At 30.6% G+C, this 23188-nt stretch carries 17 protein-coding genes; 11 read left to right on the forward strand and 6 right to left on the reverse strand.

The window, feature by feature from the left end; translation table 11 throughout:
• Positions 1 to 19: 19 nt before the first annotated feature.
• Complete coding sequence (locus GEMHA0001_RS05840; protein ID WP_003145120.1) at positions 20 to 1369, forward strand: glucose-6-phosphate isomerase; 1350 nt, start codon at positions 20 to 22, stop codon at positions 1367 to 1369.
• 537 nt (positions 1370 to 1906) lie between these two features.
• On the opposite strand, the gene GEMHA0001_RS05845 is transcribed toward GEMHA0001_RS05840, so the two are convergent.
• On the reverse strand, positions 1907 to 2614 hold the full coding sequence (locus GEMHA0001_RS05845; protein ID WP_003145472.1) for a UTRA domain-containing protein: 708 nt from the start codon (positions 2612 to 2614) through the stop codon (positions 1907 to 1909).
• Positions 2615 to 2851: 237 nt separating this feature from the next.
• Between GEMHA0001_RS05845 and malQ the strand changes: the two genes are divergently transcribed.
• The 4 genes from malQ to GEMHA0001_RS05865 are packed head-to-tail and all read left to right on the forward strand — an operon-like array spanning position 2852 to position 9019.
• Positions 2852 to 4342 carry a 4-alpha-glucanotransferase gene (malQ, locus tag GEMHA0001_RS05850; protein ID WP_003145386.1) on the forward strand — a complete coding sequence of 497 codons (1491 nt, stop codon included), beginning with the start codon at positions 2852 to 2854 and terminating at the stop codon, positions 4340 to 4342.
• 1 nt (position 4343) lies between these two features.
• Positions 4344 to 6599: a glycogen/starch/alpha-glucan family phosphorylase gene (glgP, locus tag GEMHA0001_RS05855; RefSeq protein WP_003145702.1), complete on the forward strand. Its 2256-nt coding sequence runs from the start codon at positions 4344 to 4346 to the stop codon at positions 6597 to 6599.
• Between the two features lie 19 nt (positions 6600 to 6618).
• Positions 6619 to 7413 carry an endonuclease/exonuclease/phosphatase family protein gene (locus GEMHA0001_RS05860; RefSeq protein WP_003145173.1) on the forward strand — a complete coding sequence of 265 codons (795 nt, stop codon included), beginning with the start codon at positions 6619 to 6621 and terminating at the stop codon, positions 7411 to 7413.
• A gap of 19 nt (positions 7414 to 7432) precedes the next feature.
• The gene (locus GEMHA0001_RS05865) at positions 7433 to 9019 is read left to right on the forward strand and encodes an alpha-glucoside-specific PTS transporter subunit IIBC (RefSeq protein WP_003145666.1); all 1587 of its coding nucleotides are present in this window, start codon (positions 7433 to 7435) and stop codon (positions 9017 to 9019) included.
• 233 nt (positions 9020 to 9252) lie between these two features.
• Here the strand turns inward: GEMHA0001_RS05865 and GEMHA0001_RS05870 are convergent, their stop codons facing one another.
• The 4 genes from GEMHA0001_RS05870 to GEMHA0001_RS05885 form a co-directional block, all read right to left on the reverse strand.
• On the reverse strand, positions 9253 to 10086 hold the full coding sequence (locus tag GEMHA0001_RS05870) for a MetQ/NlpA family ABC transporter substrate-binding protein (protein ID WP_003144895.1): 834 nt from the start codon (positions 10084 to 10086) through the stop codon (positions 9253 to 9255).
• 88 nt (positions 10087 to 10174) lie between these two features.
• Positions 10175 to 10999 carry a MetQ/NlpA family ABC transporter substrate-binding protein gene (locus tag GEMHA0001_RS05875; protein WP_003145260.1) on the reverse strand — a complete coding sequence of 275 codons (825 nt, stop codon included), beginning with the start codon at positions 10997 to 10999 and terminating at the stop codon, positions 10175 to 10177.
• Between the two features lie 5 nt (positions 11000 to 11004).
• On the reverse strand, positions 11005 to 11676 hold the full coding sequence (locus tag GEMHA0001_RS05880) for a methionine ABC transporter permease (protein WP_003145521.1): 672 nt from the start codon (positions 11674 to 11676) through the stop codon (positions 11005 to 11007).
• A complete protein-coding gene (locus GEMHA0001_RS05885; protein WP_003145135.1) occupies positions 11669 to 12403 on the reverse strand; it encodes an ATP-binding cassette domain-containing protein in 735 nt (244 codons plus the stop codon). Before GEMHA0001_RS05885 ends, GEMHA0001_RS05880 begins: the two co-directional genes overlap by 8 nt.
• Positions 12404 to 12833: 430 nt before the next feature.
• On the opposite strand from GEMHA0001_RS05885, the gene GEMHA0001_RS05890 reads away from it, so the two are divergent.
• Together GEMHA0001_RS05890 and GEMHA0001_RS05895 are read left to right on the forward strand one after the other, a co-directional pair.
• Positions 12834 to 13847 (forward strand): LacI family DNA-binding transcriptional regulator, encoded by a 1014-nt coding sequence (locus GEMHA0001_RS05890; protein ID WP_003145149.1) that lies wholly within the window; start codon positions 12834 to 12836, stop codon positions 13845 to 13847.
• On the forward strand, positions 13840 to 14637 hold the full coding sequence (locus tag GEMHA0001_RS05895; RefSeq protein WP_003144997.1) for a Cof-type HAD-IIB family hydrolase: 798 nt from the start codon (positions 13840 to 13842) through the stop codon (positions 14635 to 14637). Before GEMHA0001_RS05890 ends, GEMHA0001_RS05895 begins: the two co-directional genes overlap by 8 nt.
• A gap of 43 nt (positions 14638 to 14680) precedes the next feature.
• Here GEMHA0001_RS05895 and GEMHA0001_RS05900 read toward each other — a convergent pair whose 3' ends face one another.
• Positions 14681 to 16204, reverse strand: a complete 1524-nt coding sequence (locus tag GEMHA0001_RS05900; protein WP_003144868.1) for a ClC family H(+)/Cl(-) exchange transporter — start codon at positions 16202 to 16204, stop codon at positions 14681 to 14683.
• Positions 16205 to 16348: 144 nt separating this feature from the next.
• Between GEMHA0001_RS05900 and GEMHA0001_RS05905 the strand changes: the two genes are divergently transcribed.
• The 4 genes from GEMHA0001_RS05905 (at position 16349) to GEMHA0001_RS05920 (ending at position 23168) form a co-directional block, all read left to right on the forward strand.
• Positions 16349 to 17074 (forward strand): rhodanese-like domain-containing protein, encoded by a 726-nt coding sequence (locus GEMHA0001_RS05905; protein WP_003145305.1) that lies wholly within the window; start codon positions 16349 to 16351, stop codon positions 17072 to 17074.
• A gap of 410 nt (positions 17075 to 17484) precedes the next feature.
• Positions 17485 to 18687: a glycosyltransferase family 4 protein gene (locus GEMHA0001_RS05910; protein WP_003145175.1), complete on the forward strand. Its 1203-nt coding sequence runs from the start codon at positions 17485 to 17487 to the stop codon at positions 18685 to 18687.
• Positions 18688 to 18915: 228 nt separating this feature from the next.
• Positions 18916 to 21555, forward strand: a complete 2640-nt coding sequence (gene polA / locus GEMHA0001_RS05915; protein ID WP_003145261.1) for a DNA polymerase I — start codon at positions 18916 to 18918, stop codon at positions 21553 to 21555.
• A 353-nt stretch (positions 21556 to 21908) separates the two neighbouring features.
• Complete coding sequence (locus tag GEMHA0001_RS05920) at positions 21909 to 23168, forward strand: Glu/Leu/Phe/Val family dehydrogenase (RefSeq protein ID WP_003145356.1); 1260 nt, start codon at positions 21909 to 21911, stop codon at positions 23166 to 23168.
• Positions 23169 to 23188: the final 20 nt, after the last annotated feature.

A 23188-nucleotide genomic window follows, 5' to 3' on the forward strand; every position in this document is an offset into this window, starting at 1 on the left:
ACAAATAAGGAGAACAAAAATGCACTTAAAATTTGATTATTCGAAAGCACTAAACTTCTTTAACGAACAAGAAGTGAAAAATATGGAAGGTTATGTGAAAGTTGCTCACGATCAATTACACAATAAAACTGGAATTGGTAGTGACTTCTTAGGATGGGTTGATTTACCAACTAACTACGATAAAGAAGAATTTGCTAGAATTAAAGAAGCTAGTAAAAAAATTCAAGGTAATTCTGAAGTACTTGTTGTTATCGGAATTGGTGGATCTTATTTAGGAGCTCGTGCTGCAATTGAAATGCTTAACGATAGTTTCTATAACTTCTATGAAAAGGATAGAAAAACTCCTCAAATCTTCTTCGTAGGTCACACTATTTCTTCAAGTTACACTCAAGAATTAGTAAATTACTTAAAAACTACAGGAAAAGATTTCTCTGTAAATGTAATTTCTAAATCTGGTACAACTACTGAGCCTGCGATTGCATTCCGTATCTTCAAAGAATTACTTGAAGAAAAATATGGAAAAGAAGGAGCAAAAGAAAGAATTTTTGCTACTACTGATAAAGCTCGTGGAGCATTAAAATCATTGGCTGATGATGAAGGATATGAAACATTTGTAGTACCTGATGATATCGGTGGACGTTTCACAGTTCTTACTGCAGTAGGATTACTTCCAATTGCTGTAAGTGGAATTGATATTGATAAAATGATGGCTGGAGCTAAATTAGCTCAAGATGAACTTTCTTCACCAGATTTAAGTACTAACATTGCTTACCAATATGCTGTAATGCGTAACGTACTTCAACAAAAAGGTAAATTAATCGAAATTCTTGTTTCTTATGAACCATCAATGGTTTACTTCAATGAATGGTGGAAACAACTTTATGGTGAGTCTGAAGGTAAAGATGGAAAAGCATTATATCCATCAAGTGTTTGCTTCTCAACTGATCTTCACTCTATGGGACAATATGTTCAAGAAGGACGTCGTATTCTAATTGAAACTATCTTAAAAGTTAAATCTCCAAATAAAGATATTGAACTTAAAGAAGCTGAAAATAACTTAGATGGACTTAACTATCTAGCTGGAAAAACTATGGACTTTGTAAATACTAAAGCATTTGAAGGAACTCTTCTTGCTCATACTGATGGAGGGGTACCTAACTTCGTAGTAGAACTTCCAGATATGAGTGAATTTACATTCGGATACTTAGTATACTTCTTCGAAAAAGCTGTAGGTATTTCTGGATACATGCAAGGTCTAAATCCATTTGACCAACCAGGAGTAGAAGCATATAAGAAAAATATGTTTGCTCTTCTTGGAAAACCAGGATTTGAAGATTTAAAAGCAGAATTAGAAGAAAGATTAAAATAATCTAGAATAAAATAAAAACTGATAGAGGAATAATGTTCCTTTATCAGTTTTTTTATATGTGATTAGATACTATATTTCGTGAATTCTTATATTTTTCTTTTTCCTGTTTTAGTTGTAGCTTGCGACACCTCCATATCTTTTGTTATCTCAAAAGGATATTCCGGTTAGAAAATAAGCCTGTAGTCTTATTTTCTCGCAGTGAAACACTTTTGTGTTTCACTACAGCTACTAAAAAACAGTAAGAAAAATATAAACTTGATTAATAAATAAATTGATTAATTTTTAAATAGTATTATTAATTATATTCAAATATTTTGTAATGGTGATAATGGAACTTGAAAAAGTTCCATCGGTGAAATTAAGATTTTAAGCTTAATTTCAAGGTGGAATATCCACTTTGATTGTCTAAATGACAATTATAGTTAGATGGAACCGTCCGCCACCATACGTAAAATATTTGATTAGTAGAATTAAAAACAAAAAAGAGAACGACTCTATAAATTCGATTCTAATAAAATCGTAATTTACGAGTCGTTTTTATCTTTTCGCCATAGTTACAAATGTGAACTTATCTGGTCTATATGTCAGTATTCCGTATTGTAGTATATTTCCATTTGATAAATAGGTGATACTTTCAACAACAGCGACCATATTATATTCTCCCAAGTCCATATGTTGTTTTTCTTCTTCAGTAGCATATCTAAATGAAATTTCACGTCGCGAGTGTGTGATATTTAATCCTAATTCCTTTTCTAAATATTTATAAATAGAAGATTCAGCTATTTCTTTATTAATAAATGGAACAAGCTTACGATCAAAATAAGACACCTCGTATTCTAGTCGTTCACCGTTTATTAATCTACTACGACTAACTCTGTAAAAATCATTGTCTTCATTTGATCCGAAAATATCCATTATCTTTTTATCACCTTGAATGATATAAAGGGATTCTAAAGAAGTTTTGATTTCATATTTTCCATCAATATTTAATTCAGAAGAAGTTTTAATATTTCCTAGATAGTTATTTTTAATCCTACCATGCCCTAGGATTAATGAGTTTTTTCCTTTAATTTTTTGAATATAACCATTAATTTCTAGTAAAGATAGAGCTTTTCTGATTGTATCTTTAGAATAGCCATATTCTTTGACTAGCTCATTTTCACTCGGTAATTCAGTATTACGTTTATATACTCGAGTGTCTATTTTTTCTTTTAAATCTCTGTAGACTTGTTTATATTTACTCATTTACTATTAACCTCTCAAAGTTTATCTATATTATTATAAATGTACTGAGGCAAAAAATCAAGAAATATGTAAAAGTTTCATAGTGCTTTCAACATTTACGTATAGGTTATATAATAAAATAAAAAGAATTACATAAATGTGTTGACAAAATGAAAGTGTTTTATTATAATAATAAATGTTAAGTTATAAGAACTTATTTTGTAAATACAAGTTAAAAATTAACGGAGGAAACTAATAATGTCAAAACGTTCAAGCGGTGTTTTAATGCATATTACATCATTACCAGGTCAATTTGGAATAGGAACATTTGGTAAAAGTGCTTATAAATTTGTAGACTTCTTAGAAGAAACAAAACAAACATATTGGCAAATTTTACCACTTACAACTACTAGTTATGGTGATTCACCATACCAAAGTTTCTCGGCAGTAGCAGGGAACTTAAATCTAATTGATTTTTCATTATTAAAAGAAGATGGATTGCTTGAAGAAAGTGATTATGTGAATGTTAACTTTGGAGAAAACCCTGAAAAAGTTGATTATGCATTATTATTCGAAGCAAGAAGACCAATTTTAGAAAAAGCAGTCGCTAACACTAGTAAAAATAGTGAAGTATTAGCAGAAATTGAAAAATTTGAAGCTGAGAATTCAAGTTGGTTAGCTGATTATGCTGAGTATATGGCTATAAAAGAAAGTTTTGGATATAAGAGCTTTATTCACTGGGATGAAGATATTAAAAAAGGTGAAGAGACAGCATGTGAAAAATATCGTACAGAACTTCAAGATAGCATAAGATACTATACAGTAACACAATATTTCTTCTTTAAACAATGGTTAGCGTTAAAAGAATATGCTAATGAAAAAGGAATTAAAATTATTGGAGACATGCCAATTTATGTAAGTGCTGATAGTGTTGAAATGTGGACTATGCCAGAACTATTTAAAGTTGATGCAAACAATGAACCCCTTTATGTAGCTGGTTGTCCTGCAGATGACTTCAGTCCTACTGGTCAACTTTGGGGTAATCCAATCTATGATTGGGAAAAACACAAAGAACAAGGATTTTCATGGTGGATATATCGAGTGCAAGAGAGTTTCAAAATCTACGATGTACTTCGTATAGATCACTTTAAAGGATTCTCTGATTTCTGGCAGATAGATAAAGATGCTGAAAATGCAGTAAATGGTACTTGGGAAGCCGGTCCAGGAATTGAATTATTCCAAAAAATAAAAGAACAGTTAGGTGATTTACCAATTGTTGCAGAAAATCTAGGATTTATCGATGCTAAAGCAGAAAAATTATTAGATGATTCTGGATATCCAGGAATGAAAATTCTTCAATTTGCTTTCCCTGGAGAAGATAACTTAGATCGCCCACATCATTATACACAAAACAGTGTTGCTTACACAGGAACTCATGATAATGATGTAGTTAATGGATGGTATGAAAAACTAAGCGAATCAGAAAAAGAACTAGTTTCTGAATACTTGAACCGTCGTGATGATGAAACAATCACTGAAGCAATGATTAGAGGAATCTACTCGTCAGTAAGTGATTATGCAATCGTAACAATGCAAGATTTATTAGACAAAGATGCAACAAGCAGAATGAACGTTCCATCAACAGTTGGAGGAAACTGGGAATGGAGAATGCTTGCAGAAGATCTAACAGAAGAGAGAAAAGAATTTTTAAGAAACATTACAGTAAGATATTCAAGAGAGAGGGTATAAAATGTCATTTAGTAAATATGTATTAGATAATACAAATAAAGAACTAAGTACTTTAGAGAACAAAGAAATATATATACAACTATTAAATTATGTAAAAGAACAAGCTGATAAAAAAGCTTTAAACTCAGATAAAAAGAAAGTTTACTACATTTCAGCAGAATTTTTAATTGGTAAACTTTTATCAAACAACCTAATTAACTTAGGGATTTATGAAGAAATTGAAAAAGAATTAAATGCGGCTAACAAACGTCTTAGCGATGTTGAAGAAGCAGAATTAGAACCATCACTAGGTAACGGTGGTCTTGGGCGTTTAGCATCTTGCTTCATCGATTCTATCTCATCATTAGGAATCAATGGTGATGGAGTTGGATTAAACTACCACTGTGGATTATTCAGACAAGTATTTGTTAAAAATGAACAACACGCAGAACCAAACTTCTGGATTGAAGATTCTTCATGGTTAAGAGACACTGATGTTAAATACACAGTACCATTCAAAAACTTCAACCTAACTTCAACTCTAAAAAGAATTGATGTACTAGGATACAAAAAAGATACTAAAAACTACCTAAACTTATTCGATATTGAATCAGTAGATAGCAGTATCATTGAAAATGGTATTAGTTTCGATAAAACTGAAATTGAGAAAAACTTAACATTATTCTTATATCCAGATGATAGTGATAAAAATGGTGAATTACTACGTATTTATCAACAATACTTCATGGTATCAAATGCAGCTCAATTAATTTTAGATGAAGCTATTGCTAAGGGAAGTAATGTACATGATCTATATGAATATGCATATGTTCAAATTAACGATACTCACCCAAGTATGGTAATTCCTGAATTAATTCGTTTACTAACTGAAAAACACGGAATTGAATTTGAAGAAGCATACACAATCGTTCAAAAAATGACTGGTTACACAAACCACACTATCTTAGCTGAGGCTCTAGAAAAATGGCCATTAGAATACTTAGAAGAAGTGGTGCCACACTTAGTAACAATCATCAAACAATTAGATGCAGTTATTAGAGAAAAATATGAAGGTGAAGATATTCAAATCATTGATAAAGATGATAGAGTACACATGGCAAACATGGATATTCACTTCTCTAACAGTGTAAACGGGGTTGCTTACCTACACACTGAAATTCTTAAAAACTCTGAATTAAAACACTTCTATGAATTATATCCAGAGAAATTCAACAATAAAACTAACGGTATTACATTCAGACGTTGGTTAGAGTTCTCTAACAGACCATTAGCAGCATACTTAAAAGATATAATAGGTGATGAATACCTAACAGATGCAACTAAATTAGAAAAACTATTAGCGTTTGTAGATAGTAAAGAAGTAGCAGCTAAATTAGAAGAAATTAAACACGAGAATAAACTAGTTCTTAAAGAATACTTAAAAGAAACTCAAGGTATTGAATTAGATGAAAACAGTATTATTGATACGCAAATTAAGAGATTCCATGAATATAAACGTCAACAAATGAACGCTTTATATGTAATCAAAAAATACTTAGATATTAAAAATGGAAAATTACCAGAAAGAAAAATCACTGTATTCTTCGGTGGTAAAGCAGCACCGGCTTATATTATAGCTCAAGATATCATTCACTTAATTCTATGTCTATCAGAATTAATTAACAATGATCCAGAAGTAAACAAATACTTAAATGTATACTTAGTTGAAAACTATAACGTAAGTGTAGCTGAAAAATTAATACCAGCAACTGATATTTCAGAGCAAATTTCATTAGCATCTAAAGAGGCAAGTGGAACTGGTAATATGAAATTCATGTTAAACGGAGCTTTAACTCTAGGAACTTTAGATGGAGCTAACGTGGAAATTGACGAACTAGTTGGTCGTGAAAATATCTATATCTTCGGTAAAGAAAGTGATGAAATCATTAAACTTTATGAAACTGCTGGATATGTATCTAAAGAATACTATGAAAAAGACGGTGTTAAAGAGGTTGTTGACTTTATCGTATCTGATGATTTAGTTAAACTTGGAAACAAAGAAAGACTAGAAAGATTATACAACGAACTTCTTAACAAAGATTGGTTTATGACACTAATTGACTTTGAGGAATATTACGCTAAGAAAGAAGAAATGTTAGCAGATTACGAAAACCGTGAATTATGGATGAAGAAAGTTATTGCGAACATTGCGAAAGCAGGATTCTTCTCATCTGACCGTACAATTGCTCAATATAATGAAGATATTTGGAATAAATAAAAATAAAGGGGAACATACGATGAAACTATTAACGATTAATGTTCATAGTTGGTTAGAAGAAAATCAACTAGAAAAATTAAATATTTTAGCGAAGGTAATTGTAGAAAAAAATTATGACGTGGTTGCCATGCAAGAAGTAAATCAATTGATTAATAGTGAAGATGTTCAACAAGGTATAAAAACAGATAACTTCGGGAAATTATTGTTAGATAAGATTAGAGAATATGGAGAAGAAGGTTACAGTTATTACTGGACATATTCTCACATTGGATTTGATAAATTCGAAGAAGGACTAGCGATATTAGCTAAAGGTGAGGTTGTTGCCGTAGAGGACTTTTACTGTACGGCACAACAAACCGTGACTTCTATCGAATCAAGAAAAATTTTAAAAGTAGATCTTAAAGTAAATAATGAGATCGTAGAATTTTACAGTTGTCATATGAATTTGCCAACTTGTAAAGGGGAAGACATAGATCAAAATCTTAGCAACCTAATTAATTATACAGATAACAAAAATCTTAAAGTTTTCATGGGGGATTTCAATACGGATTATTTTCATCAAGTAGATGATTACAAAAGAATACTTGATAAAGGATTATATGATACATATGAATTAGCCGAGAAAAAAGACGGGGGAGTTACCGTATATAAAAATATAAGTGGTTGGGAAGATTCTATGTGTCAGAAAAAATTGGATTATGTTTTTATTAATAGAAAATTGGATGTAAAAGAAAGTTTTGTTATATTTAATGATGATAATTATCCAATAATTTCTGATCATAATGGCTTAGAAGTAACATTAGCAGAAAAATAAAAAAAAGGAGGAAAATGTTATGTTACAAAAAATTCAGCGTTTTGGTGGCGCTATGTTAATGCCTTCTATTATATTCGCATTCTTCGGATTAGTAGTAGGATTAACTTCAATTTTCAAAAACCCTAACTTAGTAGGGAGCATCGCGACAGAGGGTACTCTTTGGTATAACTTCTGGTTCGTAGTTGAACAAGGAGGATGGACAATCTTCAATCAAATGCCAGTAGTATTCGCACTTGGTATCCCAATCGGTCTTGCTAAAAAAGCAAATGGTCGTGCTGCATTAGAAGCGTTCTTAATCTACATGGTTTTCAACTACTTCATCAACGGATTCTTAACTCAATTCAAATTCTTTGGAGTAGATGTAACACCAGCTCTTAAATTACCTACAGGTATTACAAGAATCGCTGGAGCAATCACATTAGATACTTCAATCATCGGTTCTATCGTTATTGCATCTATCTCAGTATGGATTCACAACAAATTCTTTGATAAAAAATTACCTGAATTACTAGGAATTTTCCAAGGATCAACATTCGTTATCTTAGTAGGATTTATCATTATGATTCCAGCTGCATTCTTAACAGCTCTATTATGGCCAAAAGTTCAATTAGGAATCGCTGCATTACAAGGATTCTTAAAAGTATCTGGAGTTGCAGGGGTATTCACTTACACATTCCTAGAAAGAATTTTAATCCCAACAGGATTACACCACTTTATCTATGGACCATTCATGTTTGGACCAGCAGTAGTAGAAAATGGAATCACAGCTTACTGGGTACAACACATTCAAGAGTTCTCTCAAAGCTCAACTCCATTAAAAGAGTTATTCCCACAAGGTGGATTCTCATTACATGGTAACTCAAAAGTATTTGGTTTACCAGCAGCAGCTTTAGCTATGTATGTAACAGCTAAAGACAGCAAGAAAAAAGTTGTAGCAGGGTTATTAATCCCAGCAGCACTTACTGGTTTCTTAACAGGAATCACTGAACCAATCGAGTTCACATTCTTATTCGCAGCACCAATGTTATTCGCTACTCACGCAGTATTAGGTGCATTAATGTCAGCAACTATGTATCAATTTGGAGTTGTAGGTAACTTCGGAAGTGGATTAATCGACTTCTTAGCTCTTAACTGGTTACCAATGTTCAAAAACCACTCATCTCAAGTATTCGTTCAAATCGCAATTGGATTAGTATTCTCAGCAATCTACTTCTTTGTATTTAGATTTATGATTCTTAAATTCCAATTAAACACACCTGGACGTGAAGCAGATGATGCTGAAACAAAACTTTACTCTAAACAAGAGTACCGTGAAAAAGGTAAAGAAGCAGCTAAACCTGAAGTTAGAGATGATGCAGCTACTCATGATGATCAAGCAGTTATCATTTTAGAAGGTTTAGGTGGTAAAGATAATATCGTAGACGTTACTAACTGTGTAACAAGATTACGTGTTAACGTTAAAGATGAAAGCTTAGTTAAAGATGATGAGTTCTTAAAACGTTCTGGAGCTCTAGGAGTTGCTCGTAACGGTAAAGCAATTCAAGTAATCATCGGATTCTCAGTAGGACAAGTTAGAGAAGCTTTCGAAAAAGAATTACACAAATAAGAGTATAAAAAAAGAAATTGACGTAAAAGTCAGTTTCTTTTTTTGTTATGAATGGATATATATACTATATTAAATACTGTTTTTCCTCGCATTCAACAGAAGAGCTACATAATAATATATGTTTTAATAATCAATGGAACATTGTTAAACAGAGTGATTAAGGCTAGTTATAAAGGTATATTAAGGTAAAAAAATACTTAGCAAACATTGTCTGCTAAGTATTTTAATTTATATTAGAACGCTGGAGTAGCGTGTCCTTTTGGTTTAAGTTCTTTGTTAATATAATCTTTAACTTTTTCGCTAGCTAATGCTTTTTTAACTGCTTGAACTTTAGCATCATCTTTGTTATCTTCGCGAGCTACTAGTGAGATAGCGAATGTTAAGTCATCTGCTTTTTCAAGTGCTAGACCGTTTTTATCAGGAGTTAATCCTAATTTAGAGATGTAAGTTGGGTAGTTAAATACTAAATCTTTTTCGTTATAAGCTTCGTTTAGGTTAAGTAAGCTTACTTTAGTAAATTTAAGGTGTTTTGGATTGTCTTTGATATCCGCTTCTGTTACTGTAAAGCTATTTGGATCTTTAAGAGTAATAACTTTAGCGTGATCTAATAAACGTAAAGCACGTGCTAAGTTTGTTGGATCTGAAGGGATAGCTACATCAGCACCATCTTTAAGATCTTTAATATCTTTAAGAGTTTTTGAGTAGAATGATACAGTCGCGTTGTAGATAGGTTGAACTGCTACAAGTTTAGCATTATTTTTTTGGTTAAATTGTTCCATGAATGGTTTGTGTTGGAAGAAGTTAGCATCAACTTCTTTATTGTTTAATGCAACGTTAGCTTGAACGTTATCAGAAACTTTAACGATTTCTAAGTTGTAACCATCTTTTTTAAGATCTTCTTTGATCATTTCTAACATGTCTGTCATTGGAGAAGTGTGAGAAGCTACTTTTACAGTAACTGGTTCTTTCTTCTCTTCTTTTTTAGGTGCTTCAGTTTTGCTTGAACATGCTGTTAAAATTAATAATAAAGCAGCTAAGCTAGCTATAAATGAAATTATTTTTTTCATTATATATTCTCCTATTAAGTATATTTTTATTTAGAGGTAAGGTTGTTGATTGTATAATATAGATTTTGGATTAATAATAATATATTTATTAGAAGGCTGCAGTAGCTTTACCTTCAAAATTCTTTTGTAAGAAATCTTTAACTTTTTGGCTAGTTAAAGCTTTTTTCACTGCTTGAATTTTTGCATCGTCTTTGTTATCTTCACGAGCTGCAAGAACACCAGCGTATGTAAAGTCAGCTTTATCTTCCATTAGAAGTCCATCTTTCATTGGTGTAAGGCCTAATTTAGCAATGTAAGTTGGGTAGTTGAATACTAAATCTTTTTCAGCATATGCATCACTTAAGTTTAAAAGACTAACTTCTGTAAATTTAAGATGTTTTGGATTATCTTTGATATCTTTTACAGTAACATTGTAACTGTTAGGATCGTTTAATGTAATTAATCCACCGTGAGCTAATAATCTTAATGCACGAGCTAGATTTGAAGCATCAGATGGAATTGCTACATCAGCACCATCTTTAAGATCTTTAATATTTTTAACAGTTTTTGAGTAGAATGCTGGAATTGAGTTGTAAACTTTTGCCACAGCTACTAAGTTAGTTTTATTTTTTTCATTGTATTGTTTCATGAATGGTTCATGTTGGAAGAAGTTAGCATCTATTTCTTTATTTGCTAAAGCAACGTTAGCTTGAACGTTATCAGATACTTTTACAATTTCAAGAGTATATCCTTCTTTTTGTAAATCTTCTTTAACTAATTCTAACATATCAGTAAATGGTGGAACGTGTGCAGCAACTTTAATAGTTTTGTTTTCTTTTTTTTCTTCTTTCTTATCGCTAGCTTGATTAGAACATGCTGTTAATACAAGTACAAGAGCTAAAAGACTAGCAACAAATGATAATAGTTTTTTCATTGGTTTTATTTCTCCTTTTTATTTGTAAAACGTTTAGCTAATCCATAACCTATAGATTGAATAATAAATACATATACAATAAATATTATTACTATTAAATACATCAGATCATAATTGTATTCTTGATATCCATATCTAAATGCAAATTCACCAAGTCCACCTGCTCCGATTACACCCATTACAGTAGTATACGCTAGTAAACTAATAGTAGTATAGGTGAATGATAAGATTAAGTTATCCATTGTAGCAGGTAATAAGAAGTATCTAATAATTTGAATTTTTGTAGCTCCCATACTTATAGCTCTATCTACAATTTTTTTAGGAACATTAATAAGGGCTTGTTCAACAAAACGTGCATAAATACTTACACCAACAAGAGTAAGCGGCAAGATTGCTGCAATATTCCCAAAAGATGTTTTAAATAGAAATCTATTTACAGGAATTAGTATGAATACAAAAATTAAAAATGGAACACTACGTAGGGCATTAAGTGCAATGCTAAGACCTTCATAAACTGCTCTATTTTTTAATAAATAATCACGACTGAAAGAAAAAAGCATAATACCTAATGGCAGGGAAATGAAAAATACTGTTAACATAGAGTAAATCATCATATAGTTTGTTTCCCAAAATGCTTTCATAATACCATCGTAATTGGCTTTAAATAAATCAATCATTTAATAAAAACTCCTTTACGTAGTTATAGTAATTACTGTCGTAATCGTCTTTTGCATTTTTGTTAGGTACGACAATATCTTTTATAGTAGAATCATCGATAACTACTACTCTGTCACAGAAGTTCTTCAATAATGAAAGACTGTGTGAAATCATAACAATCGAAATATCAGTTGTAGTTCGTAGTTTGTTTAGAAGAGCGAAAATCTCTTTCTCACTATTAGTGTCTAAAGCAGAACTGATTTCATCACAAAGTAGAACTTCAGGTTCTTGTAGTAGTGCCATAGCAATAGCGACCTTTTGTTGTTCACCACCACTTAAGCTACCACAAAGACTATTTTTTAGTCTTGTAATATTCATGAATTCAAGAATATCATCTATTTTCTTTTTATCAACAGAAACCTTATTTAGTTTGTATACTAAACTTAAATGATAATATACACTTTTATTATCAATAAGATTAGAGTGTTGGAATATGTATGCTAGATTTTTTCTAGTATTTCTAAGGGTGCTTGCATCCATAGATTTTATAGAAGAGTTTTTATAAAGTATATCTCCACTATCATATGAAACAATCCCGTTGATCATCTTGAGAATAGTACTTTTACCTGTACCATTTCTTCCGATAATTCCAATAACTTCTTTCTTATTGATATCAAATGATATATTTTCTAATTTGAAGTTAGCATCTTTATATTGTTTTGATACGTTTTTTAATTGAACTATCATAATATACCTCCAAGCTAAACTATACCACTTTCGGAAAAGGATTTCAAGAGTTTTGTTTAATTTTTTAAAATTATTTGTTCATATTGTTCTATGCATGTTTGATAGTGTTTAGACATCTGTTGTGTGATTTTTTTTAATTTGTACTGATACAGTTTATCGATGTAAATTGAAGATAGTTTTAAAAATATAACAAAAATAGTAAAGATTACTATTATTATAGCGATTTGTATTATTCTTAATTAGAAGATATGAAATGAATTGTATTAGAATAAAAATCAAAAGTGGATTATTTTTTTGTATTCATGATGAAAAATTAAAGTATTTAACAAAAAAAATTAGTATTTATATTTTCTAAAAATGTTCTTATATAATTCTTTATTTATTTAGTTGAATCGTTTATAATTATAGTTATGATTTAAGGAGGTAATCTATGAAAAAATTGACAATAGTAGATATAGCAAAAATGGCCGGAGTAGGTACTACTACTGTCTCTAGATATTTTAATGGTGGAAATTTAAAAAAAGAAACAAGAGAAAGAATTAAAGAAATAGTAGATAAATACAATTATACGCCAAACACTTTTGCTAAAGCGTTAAAAAGTATTGATAGTAAAATTATAGGAGTGATTGTTCCATGTTTGCACTCTTATATCAGTGGAAATACTTTAAAATACCTTGATAAGGAATTAAAAGAAAATAATTATGAGACACTAATAATGAATACCAATTTTGATGAGAATAAGCAATTGGAATATATAAAAAAATTAGCGCGAATGAATGTAGATGGAATTGTTTTATTACCTACTACAATGAGTAAAGCTTATGAAAGTACTATTAAATCTATAGATGTTCCTGTTGTTATGTTAGGACAAGAAGGCGAGTATACATATAGTGTTGAGTACAATGACTTCAATGCTGCTAGGGATTTAACGTATTATGTATTATCAAGCGGTCATAAAAAAGTAGCTTACTTAGGTGTCAGTGAGGACGATATTGCAGTAGGATACTATAGAAAATTAGGGGTTCTAAGAGCATTAGAAAAGTATAATCTAGAACCAGAGAATATATTAATTACTAATTTCGGAATGGAAGAAGGCTATGAAATAGTAAAAGAGAATATTGAAAAGTTAAAAGAAGATAGTTGTTTAATTTGTGCAACTGATAATTTGGCTTATGGAGCAATAAAGGCTCTTGAAGAAGAGGGTTTAAATGTAGGTGAAGATTATTCTGTAGCGGCATTTGGAGATTATACTTCATCTGCATTATTAAAATCACCGTTAACAACGATAAAATTTGATTTAAAAGATGCGGCTAAGCAGACGGTAGAAATGTTATTAAATGTAATAAAAAAAGAAGAAACAGCTATGAAACTATTAATTGGTTATGAATTAAAAACGAGAGATAGTGTAGTTGATTTAAATAAGATGGAGAATAAAAATGACTAAAATAAAAGCAATTTTTTTTGATATTGATGGTACAATAAGAAGTTTTAAAACAAAAACAATTCCAGAAAATACAGTAAATACTTTAAAAAAATTAAAAGAACAGGGGATAAAGATTTTCATAGCTACAGGAAGAGCACCATTTCATACTACATTTTTAAATGATTTATTAGATTTTAAATTTGATGGCTATATTACGATAAATGGTCAATATTGCTATTTAGAAAATGGTGAAGTTTTAAATGATAAGATATTATCTCAAGAAGATATAAAAAATGTCCTTCCTTATTTTAAGGAAAATAAGATTGCGTGTGACTTTGCTTTACTAGATGGTGCATTTATGAATTTGAAAAATTCAAGGGTAAAATGGTTAGAAGATGAGCTAGGAGATCCAGAGCGTTTTAAAGAAGATCCGTTAGCATATGATAAAGCAATTAGTGAAAAAATCTATCAGCTTAATGTCTTTGTATCAGAAGAGGAAGAAGCGGGCTTTTTAGCATATATGCCTACTTCAAAAGCAGCAAGATGGACTACTCATTTTACTGATGTCATTCCAAAAGATGGTGGAAAAAATACTGGAATTGATGCGGTTATCGCGCACTTTGGTATTAAATTAGAGGAAACTATGGCATTTGGTGATGGTGGTAATGATATAGATATGCTTAAACATGCTGGAATAGGTGTAGCGATGGGAAATGCTGGAGAGAATGTTAAAGAGATTGCAGATTATATCACAACAAGCGTAGATGATGATGGAATAACAAATGCGTTAAAACATTTTAATGTAATATAAGAACAAAGACTAGAAGAATTTTAATAAATCTTCTAGTCTTTAATTATTTACTAAATTTTTCTAAGAATGCATCAACACTTTCTTTTGGCATTATTACAGTAAGTTTGTCGTTAGCTTCTAAAACTGTTGTTCCTTTTGGTACTATTTCACGTCCAGAGCGTTCAATCTGAGAGATAAGTGTGTTTTTTGTCCACTCTATTTCTCTGATAGATCTTCCAACTAAGAAACTATCGTTTGATATTGTTGTGAGGATTTCTACCTCCATTTCAACTTCATTATCTTCTAGTTTATTGCTAGTTAGTATGCGATCTAATAAATATTCATAAACAGGTTTTGTTCCTAGTATATTCGCAGTCATATAAGCGAATAGGCAACATAGTGCTATAGGAAGGAAATAGTTAAGTTTTTGTGTCATTTCAAATAGTAATATTATTGAAGTAATAGGACTTCTGACAATTGCTGTTAGGTATCCAGACATTGATAATATTACGAATAAGGCTGTGTATTTTGCATCAAAGAAGTTGCTAAATAATGTCCCAAGTATTGCACCTTGAATTAAAATAGGTAGGAATATACCGCCTGCAACTCCTGAAGTAAATGATATAAGAGAGAATAAAGTTTTTATAAAATATAATGTTAATAAAAACATAAAACTAAATTTATTCTCAATTAAAAATTCTACTAAATTATGCCCACTTCCAAGTACTATAGGATAGAAAATAAAAAGTACAAATGAAATGAGAAAAGCTATCTGAGGTCTAAATACTATATTTAGTTTCAAGAATTCATAAATTCTAAATAGTATTTTTATAGTAATATTATAAAATGTTCCAAATATTCCCAATAATATTCCTAGTAAGGCAACCCAAGGATATATACTAACTTCCACATAAGGTATATCTGGGAATTTAAAGATAGCTGTAAGTCCAAAGATGTATTGACCAACTATATTAGCTACGACAGCAGCACTAAAACAGCAAATAATGATTTTTTTTGTGATTTGCTTGTGAACTTCTTCTATTGAAAATAAGACCCCTGCCAATGGAGCGCCAAAAGCAATTGAGAGTCCAGCACTAGCACCACAAGTAATAAAATATTTTTCTTTAATGATATCCTTTTTTAGAATTCTCGATACAAGTTTTCCACTCATAGCACCGAGTTGAATAGAAGGACCTTCGCGTCCAAGAGATAAGCCACCTAAACTTGCTGTTAAACCACCTGTAATTTTATAAATAAGTATGCGTAATGGGTTAGGATTTAATCGACCCGTAATTTCAGCAGATACTTGTGGAATTCCACTTCCACTAGCCATAGGTTCTCGTTTTAGTAAGAAACCAGAAAATAAGGCTAGTAATATTAGCGCCCCTAAGAGGAATATCTTATATATGAAACCATTTTTTATAAATTCTGCAGTATAGTGAACTAGTTTCTCACTATAACCTATAAGTAATCTGTAGCTAGCACCGACAATTCCAGCAAATAATCCAACCAAAATTCCATCAAAAAGTAACGATGTTTCAAGTTTAAAATTCTTATTTTCTATTTTATTGATTTTGGAAATTTTCATTTAAATCTCCTTTCTAAAAAATATCTATATCATAATTTTACTCTTAAATAGAAAAAAAATCAAAACAATTTTAAAATATTATTTATTATTAAAAATACAAAATGTATGATATAATATAATTATGTTAAGAAAGGAGTAAACAGGATGAACATATTAGTAGTTATTGGTATAATACTGTTAATTATATTACTAGGTCTTTATGCATTCTGGCTTAAATTGTTAAAAGGTAAGCCAGGACGAATTGCTGGGGCAGAAGTAGAGAAAAAAACTTTCGATGAAGCAATTGTTGTAGATGTTCGTTGGAGAAAAGAGTATGCAAGAGGGCATGCGATAAATGCGGTAAACTTACCTATTAAACTTTTTAAAAATAATAGTGATGTGCTAGATGATTATAAAGATAAAGATATAATTTTATATTGTGTAGTCGATGTAACATCACGTAATACTGAAAAATTATTAAGAGAGCGTGGATTCACGAAACTTCATATTGGAGATGGGGTTAAACAATATGACTATGGTAAAGCAATATACAGCAATGTATTATTATCTGAATTCAAGTACCGTATCTCAGTAAGTAAAAATAAGCAGTTTTTAAACTTAGGTAGTGAAATTTTAAGTGATGAAGAAATCAAAGTTTCACCTAATGAAATAGACAGTATTTTAGATAAGTTAAATAAAGATTCAGAAATTTTTGTTTATAGTGATAAACCTGAAGAAAGTAAAGAAGTATGCAAAAAACTTGGTTTAGATGGTTACACAATTTTTAATTTAATTGAACCATTCAATACTGCTAAATATAGAAATGCATTCTATAATAAAAATGATTATATAGAAACACAAGTTGATCAAGAAGCATCATCTTGTGGTTGAGCGTAGAAGTTAAAATAAACGATAGGTTATCGTTTTAATAAAGTTACAGAGGCTGACTTAAAAAGTCATAAATTTTTAAAAAAGTGTATATGATAACTCATAGACGCAGTGGTTTATTGATATCTAGATTCGCTTTATGAAAGCTTTTTAGATATCTAATAAACTGTGCAGGGGGGGACTCGACAAAATCTTGTTTCTAGAAATCACGATTTTTGAGTCACTCCCTTGTGAAATTATAGAATATAGAGATAGTAATTTAATTATAAGAAATTCACATGGAGCAGAGAATTATTCTAGGTGAGTTTCTTTTTTATATAACTAACCTAAAGAATTAATACGTTTACTATAAAAAAATGTTAAATTAGGTTATAATATAAGTGAAGGAAAATATGAAATAGAGGAAGATAATTATGAAAATTCTACACGTTTTAGCACAATTGCCTATTAAGACAGGAAGTGGTGTATATTTTACTAATGTGATTGAGGGATTAAAGAAGTTTGATGTTGAACAAGCTGCGGTTTATGCAACAACGCCGGAATATGATTTTAATTTCTTAGACGAAAAGTTTGAAGTTGAGTTTCAAGGTAAGGATATTAGTTTTCCTATCGTAGGGATGAGCGATATTATGCCTTATGAAAATACTCTGTACAAAAATATGACTGTTGAGATGTTGGAAACTTGGCAAAGTGCATTCCGTAAAAAATTAGAAATAGCTAAAAAAGAATTTAAGCCAGACGTTGTAATCACACATCACTTATGGATTTTAAGTTCTATAGTTTGCGATGTGTTTAAAGGTGAAAAAGTAATTGGGGTTTGTCATAATACGGATATAAGACAAGCTGAAAAGAACCCAGCAATGAAAGATAAGTATGTTAAAAGCCTTGTTAAGTTAGATAAGATATTAGCATTAAGCGGTGGTGCAATAGAAGGGATTTCTAATATCTATAGCTACCCTGAGGATAAAATTGTAAATATTGGTGCTGGATATAATGAGAAGATTTTTTATCCTGTTGAAAAATATGAAAAACAAAGTATTGTAAAAATTTTATATGCAGGAAAATTTGATGAATCAAAAGGTTTTTATGAGTTGATAAAGGCCTTTAGATTATTAGAGAAAAAAGACAATAACGTAGAATTAGAATTAATAGGGAATTTGAAAGAAGAGGATAGACCTAGGGTCGAAGCTTTAGTTGGTGATTCTAAGAAAATAAAAATTTATAATGCCGTAGATCAAGCGCATTTAGGGGAAATAATGAGGCATAAAGATATTTTTATACTACCATCTTATTTTGAGGGGTTAGGTCTTATAGCGGTTGAAGCTTTAGGAAGTGGATTAAGAGTAGTTGCTACTGAGATAGAAGGGCTTATAGAATTTCTTGGAGACAAAATAAATAATTCTGAGATAATAGAATATATAGCAATGCCAACTATTTATGACACTGATAAGGCTGTTGAAGAAGAAAAACCAGCATTTGTAAATAGAATAGTAGGTGCTTTAGAACTTATGATAGAAAGAACAAGAGAACAACGTGAGATTCCTGCTAAGTTACTAGAAGAAATTGAACACCACTCTTGGAAGAGAAAAATAGAAATTATTTACAAATTATTGTAAAATAATACTTAGTGATTATTTGCTAACGATGGATTAAACAAAAGATTATATATTCATCAATTTAAAATATGTAGATGTAAAGTTTTAATGGAATATCGATAAGCTTTACGGTTGAGCTTTAATATTAAATAAATTGTACGGGAGTGACTAGAAAAAATCGCTTTGTAAAAATAAGATTTTTGAGTTGCTCCCATTTATAGTTTTTTTAAGAATTATTAGGAGAAGAAAATGGATAAGATAATATTAATAGATGGTAATAGTTTGAGTTATCGTGCTTTTTACGCTATGCCAGCTTTAAAAAATAAAAAAGGACTTTATACAAATAGTGTATATGGTTTTACATTGATGCTAGAAAAAATATTGGCAGACACTAATCCAAAGTATGCGTTAGTTGCCTTTGATAAGGGGAAACAAACGTTTAGACATCAAAGTTATGAAGCATACAAAGGTACTAGGGATAAAACTCCTAGTGAGTTAGTAGAACAATTCGGATATGTTAGAGAGCTTCTTGATTCATATGGAATAAAGTATGAAGAACATTTTGATTATGAAGCGGATGATATTATTGGAAGTTATGCTAAAATCGCTGAAAAAGAAGGTTTAGAAGTAATAATAGTGACTGGAGATAAAGATTTAACTCAACTAGCTAGTGAAAATATAACAATTTACTATACTAAGCGTGGTGTTACAGATATAGATTATTATACGCCTGAGTTTATTGCTGAAAAATATGGATTAACTCCGGGACAAATCGTTGACATGAAAGGTCTTATGGGGGACAAGAGTGATAATATCCCAGGAATTGCAGGAGTTGGTGAAAAAACTGCGATAAAATTATTGACTGAATATAAAACTGTAGAAAATGTACTAGAAAATATTGATAATATTAGTGGTAAAAAACTAAAAGAGCGACTAACAGAAGGTCGAGAAGATGCTCTATTAAGTAAAAAACTAGCAACTATTTATACTGAAGTTCCAGTTGATAATAAGTTAGAAGATTTAACATATAGTGAGAATGTAGAACTAAAAAGAGAGTTATTTGAAAAACTTGAATTTGTTTCATTTTTAAAAAAATTATCTCAAGAAACTTCTACTGAAGAGGTGGACATGACTGCTGAAAAGACAGTTGCTCCTAAAAAGGAAGTTAGTATTGTTTTAGCAGATAAAAATACGAAAATAGATTTTACCGACAGTACTTTACATGTTGAGTGTTATACGGAAGATTATCATAATTCAGATGTAGTTGGAATAGTAGTCTATAAAGAAGGAACTGCTTATATTTTTAGTGAAGAACAATTTTTCACTAATGAGTTTGTAGTAGATTATCTTCAAAGTGAAATTTCTAAAACTGTTTATGATTTTAAAAAGATTTTATTTATAGCGAAGAGAAACGGCGTAGATATTAATGGAGAAGTTTTCGATGTGAAAATTGTATCTTATCTTCTTGATGTTAATGCCAAAACTGAAATTGATAAAATAGTCTTTAACTATCTTGGAAAAATAATGAGTAGTGATGAAGAAATATATGGTAAGGGGGCAAAACGAACTTTACCGGCTCAAGAAGTTATTAATCCGTATATAGCTGAAATTGCAGAGAGTATTGCATTGATAAAACCATTGATGGAAGAAAAACTTGCAGAAGAAAATATGACGGACTTGTATAAAGATATAGAGATTAAAGTGGCTAAAGTATTAGCTAATATGGAATATGAAGGAATACATGTTAGTAAAAAAGCACTTGAAGAAATGAGTGCTGAGTTTGATGAAAGAATTAAAACTTTAGAAGCTAGCATATATACTTTAGCTGGTTCTGAATTCAATATAGCTTCACCTAAGCAGCTAGGAGTAGTATTATTTGAGGATCTAGGACTACCACCGATTAAGAAAACAAAAACTGGTTATTCTACAGCCGTAGAGGTACTAGAACAACTACAACATAGTCATGAAATTATTCCGTTAATTATGGAGTATAGAACAATTACAAAATTAAATTCAACTTATGCAAAAGGGTTAGTAAAAGATATTACTCGTGAAGGGAAAATCCATACACGTTATGAGCAAACATTAGCTCAAACAGGACGCTTATCGTCAGTGAATCCAAATCTTCAAAATATACCAACGAGAATTGAAGAAGGGAAAAAAATCAGAAAAGCATTTGTTCCAGCCTCTGATGATAGAGTAATCTTATCTATTGACTATTCGCAAATAGAGCTTAGAGTATTAGCTCATATCGCACAAGACAAAGGAATGATAGATGCCTTTAAACATGATGTAGATATTCATACTAAAACAGCTAGTGATGTTAACGGAGTTAGCCTTGATGAGGTGACATCTTCAATGCGTCGAGAAGCTAAAGCTGTTAACTTTGGTATTGTTTATGGGATTTCTGATTTTGGTCTATCTAACAACCTTGGAATTACTAGAAAACGTGCGAAAGAATTTATTGACAAATATTTAGAAACATTCAAAGGTGTTGATAAGTATATGACTGATATCGTAGATTTTGCAAGAGAACACGGTTATGTAGAAACTTTATTCAATAGAAGAAGAGCATTACCAGATATTAATGCGAAGAATAAAATTGTAGCTAATCTAAATGCGCGTATTGCGATGAATTCACCAATTCAAGGAACTGCTGCGGATATTATAAAAATAGCTATGGTTAATGTATTTGAATATTTAGAAAAAACAAATGTAGATGCAAAATTATTATTACAAGTACATGATGAATTAATATTTGATGTAAATAAAGATATAGAAGAAGAGTTTACAAAAGAAATGATTAAAATTATGGAAGAAGCGGCTAATTTAGATGTTCAACTGAAAGCTGAAGCTAGTAGTGGAGCGTCATGGTATGATGCTAAATAAGAAAAGATTAACACGATAAAAAATCAGAAAATTATAAATTAATGACAGTTAATTTATGATAAAATTCTTTCAAAATAAAACATATTACAACTTAAAAAACTTATAAAAATAATATAGATAACTTGAGAATTTCTAGGATTATTTTTTATAGAGCTAACTTATTATTAGTTTTTTGATTATAAGTTAGCCTTTTTTTATTCTTATTAATTAAGAAATATGTTTACGTAATAAAGTATAATAATCTAAAAAAGTTGTTAAAAATAAAAGTTTACAAATTACCTTGATATTTGATATAATTAATAAAAACAATATTACATGTCAAATGTAAAATAACATTCTGAGGAGATGTGGTTATGAATAACAATCCATTAGTTAACGCAAGAGAGCAAATTAAAGGTGCTTGTGAAGTTTTAGGTTATAAAGAAGAAGTGTATGAATCTTTAAAAGATCCGCAAAGATTTATTGAGATTTCTATTCCTGTTAGAATGGATAATGGTGAGGTGAAATACTTCAAAGGGTTCCGTTCTCAGCATAATGATGCAATCGGTCCTACAAAAGGTGGATTAAGATTTCATCCACTTGTAACAGCTGATGAAGTTAAGGCATTATCAATTTGGATGACATTTAAATGTGCTGTTGCTAATCTACCATATGGTGGAGGTAAAGGTGGTATTATCGTAGATCCAAAAGACTTATCAAAAGGTGAATTAGAAAGATTATCACGTGGATATATTCGTGGGTTATATAAATATCTAGGTGAGAAACAAGATGTTCCTGCACCAGATGTTAATACTAATGGACAAATCATGTCTTGGATGATTGATGAGTTTAATGTTCTTACTGGAGAACAAGGTATAGGAACGCTAACTGGGAAACCATTAGAATTAGGTGGTTCTTTAGGTAGAACTCAAGCGACTGGATACGGTGTGGCACTTGCTGCAAAATTAGCACTAGAGAAATTAGGTAAATCTACAGCAGGAGCGAAATTTGCTGTCCAAGGTTTTGGAAATGTAGGTAGTTATACTGTTGATACAGCTGTGAAGTTTGGTGCTACTGTGGTTGCTGTAACTGAGCGTGATGATGATGGTGTTCAATATGCTGTTTATCGTGAAGAAGGATTATCATATGCAGAACTGCAAGAATGTAAAGATAATAGAGTTAGATTCCACACATTACCAAACACAAAACGCTTAACTCTAGATGAATTTTGGGCTTTAGATGTAGATGTAGTGTGCCCTTGTGCATTAGAGAATGCTATTGATGAAAAAGAAGCTAATTTAATAAGAGCTGCTGTTGTTTCTGAAGGTGCTAATGGACCAGCAACTTTAGCTGGAGATAAAACTCTACAAGAAAGAGGAGTTGTGGTTATTCCTGATATTCTTGCGAATAGTGGTGGTGTTACTGTATCTTACTTTGAATGGGTACAAAACTTACAAGGTTACTACTGGACAGAAGAAGAAGTTGTAGAAAAACAAGCAAGAGTTATGACAAAAGCATTTAATGATATTTGGGAAGTGAAAGAAAGATTTGCTATTCCTATGAGAAAAGCAGCTTATGTAAACTCTATTGAAAAAATTGTTAAAAACATGAAGCTAAAAGGTAAATTAAGCTAATTACAAAAAATTAAATCGAC

Origin of the sequence: Gemella haemolysans ATCC 10379, from assembly GCF_000173915.1 — a bacterium.
In the GTDB taxonomy this organism is placed as follows: Bacteria; Bacillota; Bacilli; order Staphylococcales; family Gemellaceae; genus Gemella; species Gemella haemolysans.

Coding starts and splice junctions, on each gene's coding strand:
- GEMHA0001_RS05885 (WP_003145135.1), bottom strand. CDS start 12,403: ATGATAGTTCAATTAAAAAACGTATCAAAACAATATAAAGATGCTAAC.
- glgP (WP_003145702.1), top strand. CDS start 4,344: ATGTCATTTAGTAAATATGTATTAGATAATACAAATAAAGAACTAAGT.
- GEMHA0001_RS05860 (WP_003145173.1), top strand. CDS start 6,619: ATGAAACTATTAACGATTAATGTTCATAGTTGGTTAGAAGAAAATCAA.
- GEMHA0001_RS05905 (WP_003145305.1), top strand. CDS start 16,349: ATGAACATATTAGTAGTTATTGGTATAATACTGTTAATTATATTACTA.
- GEMHA0001_RS05895 (WP_003144997.1), top strand. CDS start 13,840: ATGACTAAAATAAAAGCAATTTTTTTTGATATTGATGGTACAATAAGA.
- GEMHA0001_RS05870 (WP_003144895.1), bottom strand. CDS start 10,086: ATGAAAAAAATAATTTCATTTATAGCTAGCTTAGCTGCTTTATTATTA.
- GEMHA0001_RS05920 (WP_003145356.1), top strand. CDS start 21,909: ATGAATAACAATCCATTAGTTAACGCAAGAGAGCAAATTAAAGGTGCT.
- GEMHA0001_RS05900 (WP_003144868.1), bottom strand. CDS start 16,204: ATGAAAATTTCCAAAATCAATAAAATAGAAAATAAGAATTTTAAACTT.
- malQ (WP_003145386.1), top strand. CDS start 2,852: ATGTCAAAACGTTCAAGCGGTGTTTTAATGCATATTACATCATTACCA.
- GEMHA0001_RS05910 (WP_003145175.1), top strand. CDS start 17,485: ATGAAAATTCTACACGTTTTAGCACAATTGCCTATTAAGACAGGAAGT.
- GEMHA0001_RS05840 (WP_003145120.1), top strand. CDS start 20: ATGCACTTAAAATTTGATTATTCGAAAGCACTAAACTTCTTTAACGAA.
- GEMHA0001_RS05880 (WP_003145521.1), bottom strand. CDS start 11,676: ATGATTGATTTATTTAAAGCCAATTACGATGGTATTATGAAAGCATTT.
- GEMHA0001_RS05865 (WP_003145666.1), top strand. CDS start 7,433: ATGTTACAAAAAATTCAGCGTTTTGGTGGCGCTATGTTAATGCCTTCT.
- GEMHA0001_RS05875 (WP_003145260.1), bottom strand. CDS start 10,999: ATGAAAAAACTATTATCATTTGTTGCTAGTCTTTTAGCTCTTGTACTT.
- GEMHA0001_RS05890 (WP_003145149.1), top strand. CDS start 12,834: ATGAAAAAATTGACAATAGTAGATATAGCAAAAATGGCCGGAGTAGGT.
- polA (WP_003145261.1), top strand. CDS start 18,916: ATGGATAAGATAATATTAATAGATGGTAATAGTTTGAGTTATCGTGCT.
- GEMHA0001_RS05845 (WP_003145472.1), bottom strand. CDS start 2,614: ATGAGTAAATATAAACAAGTCTACAGAGATTTAAAAGAAAAAATAGAC.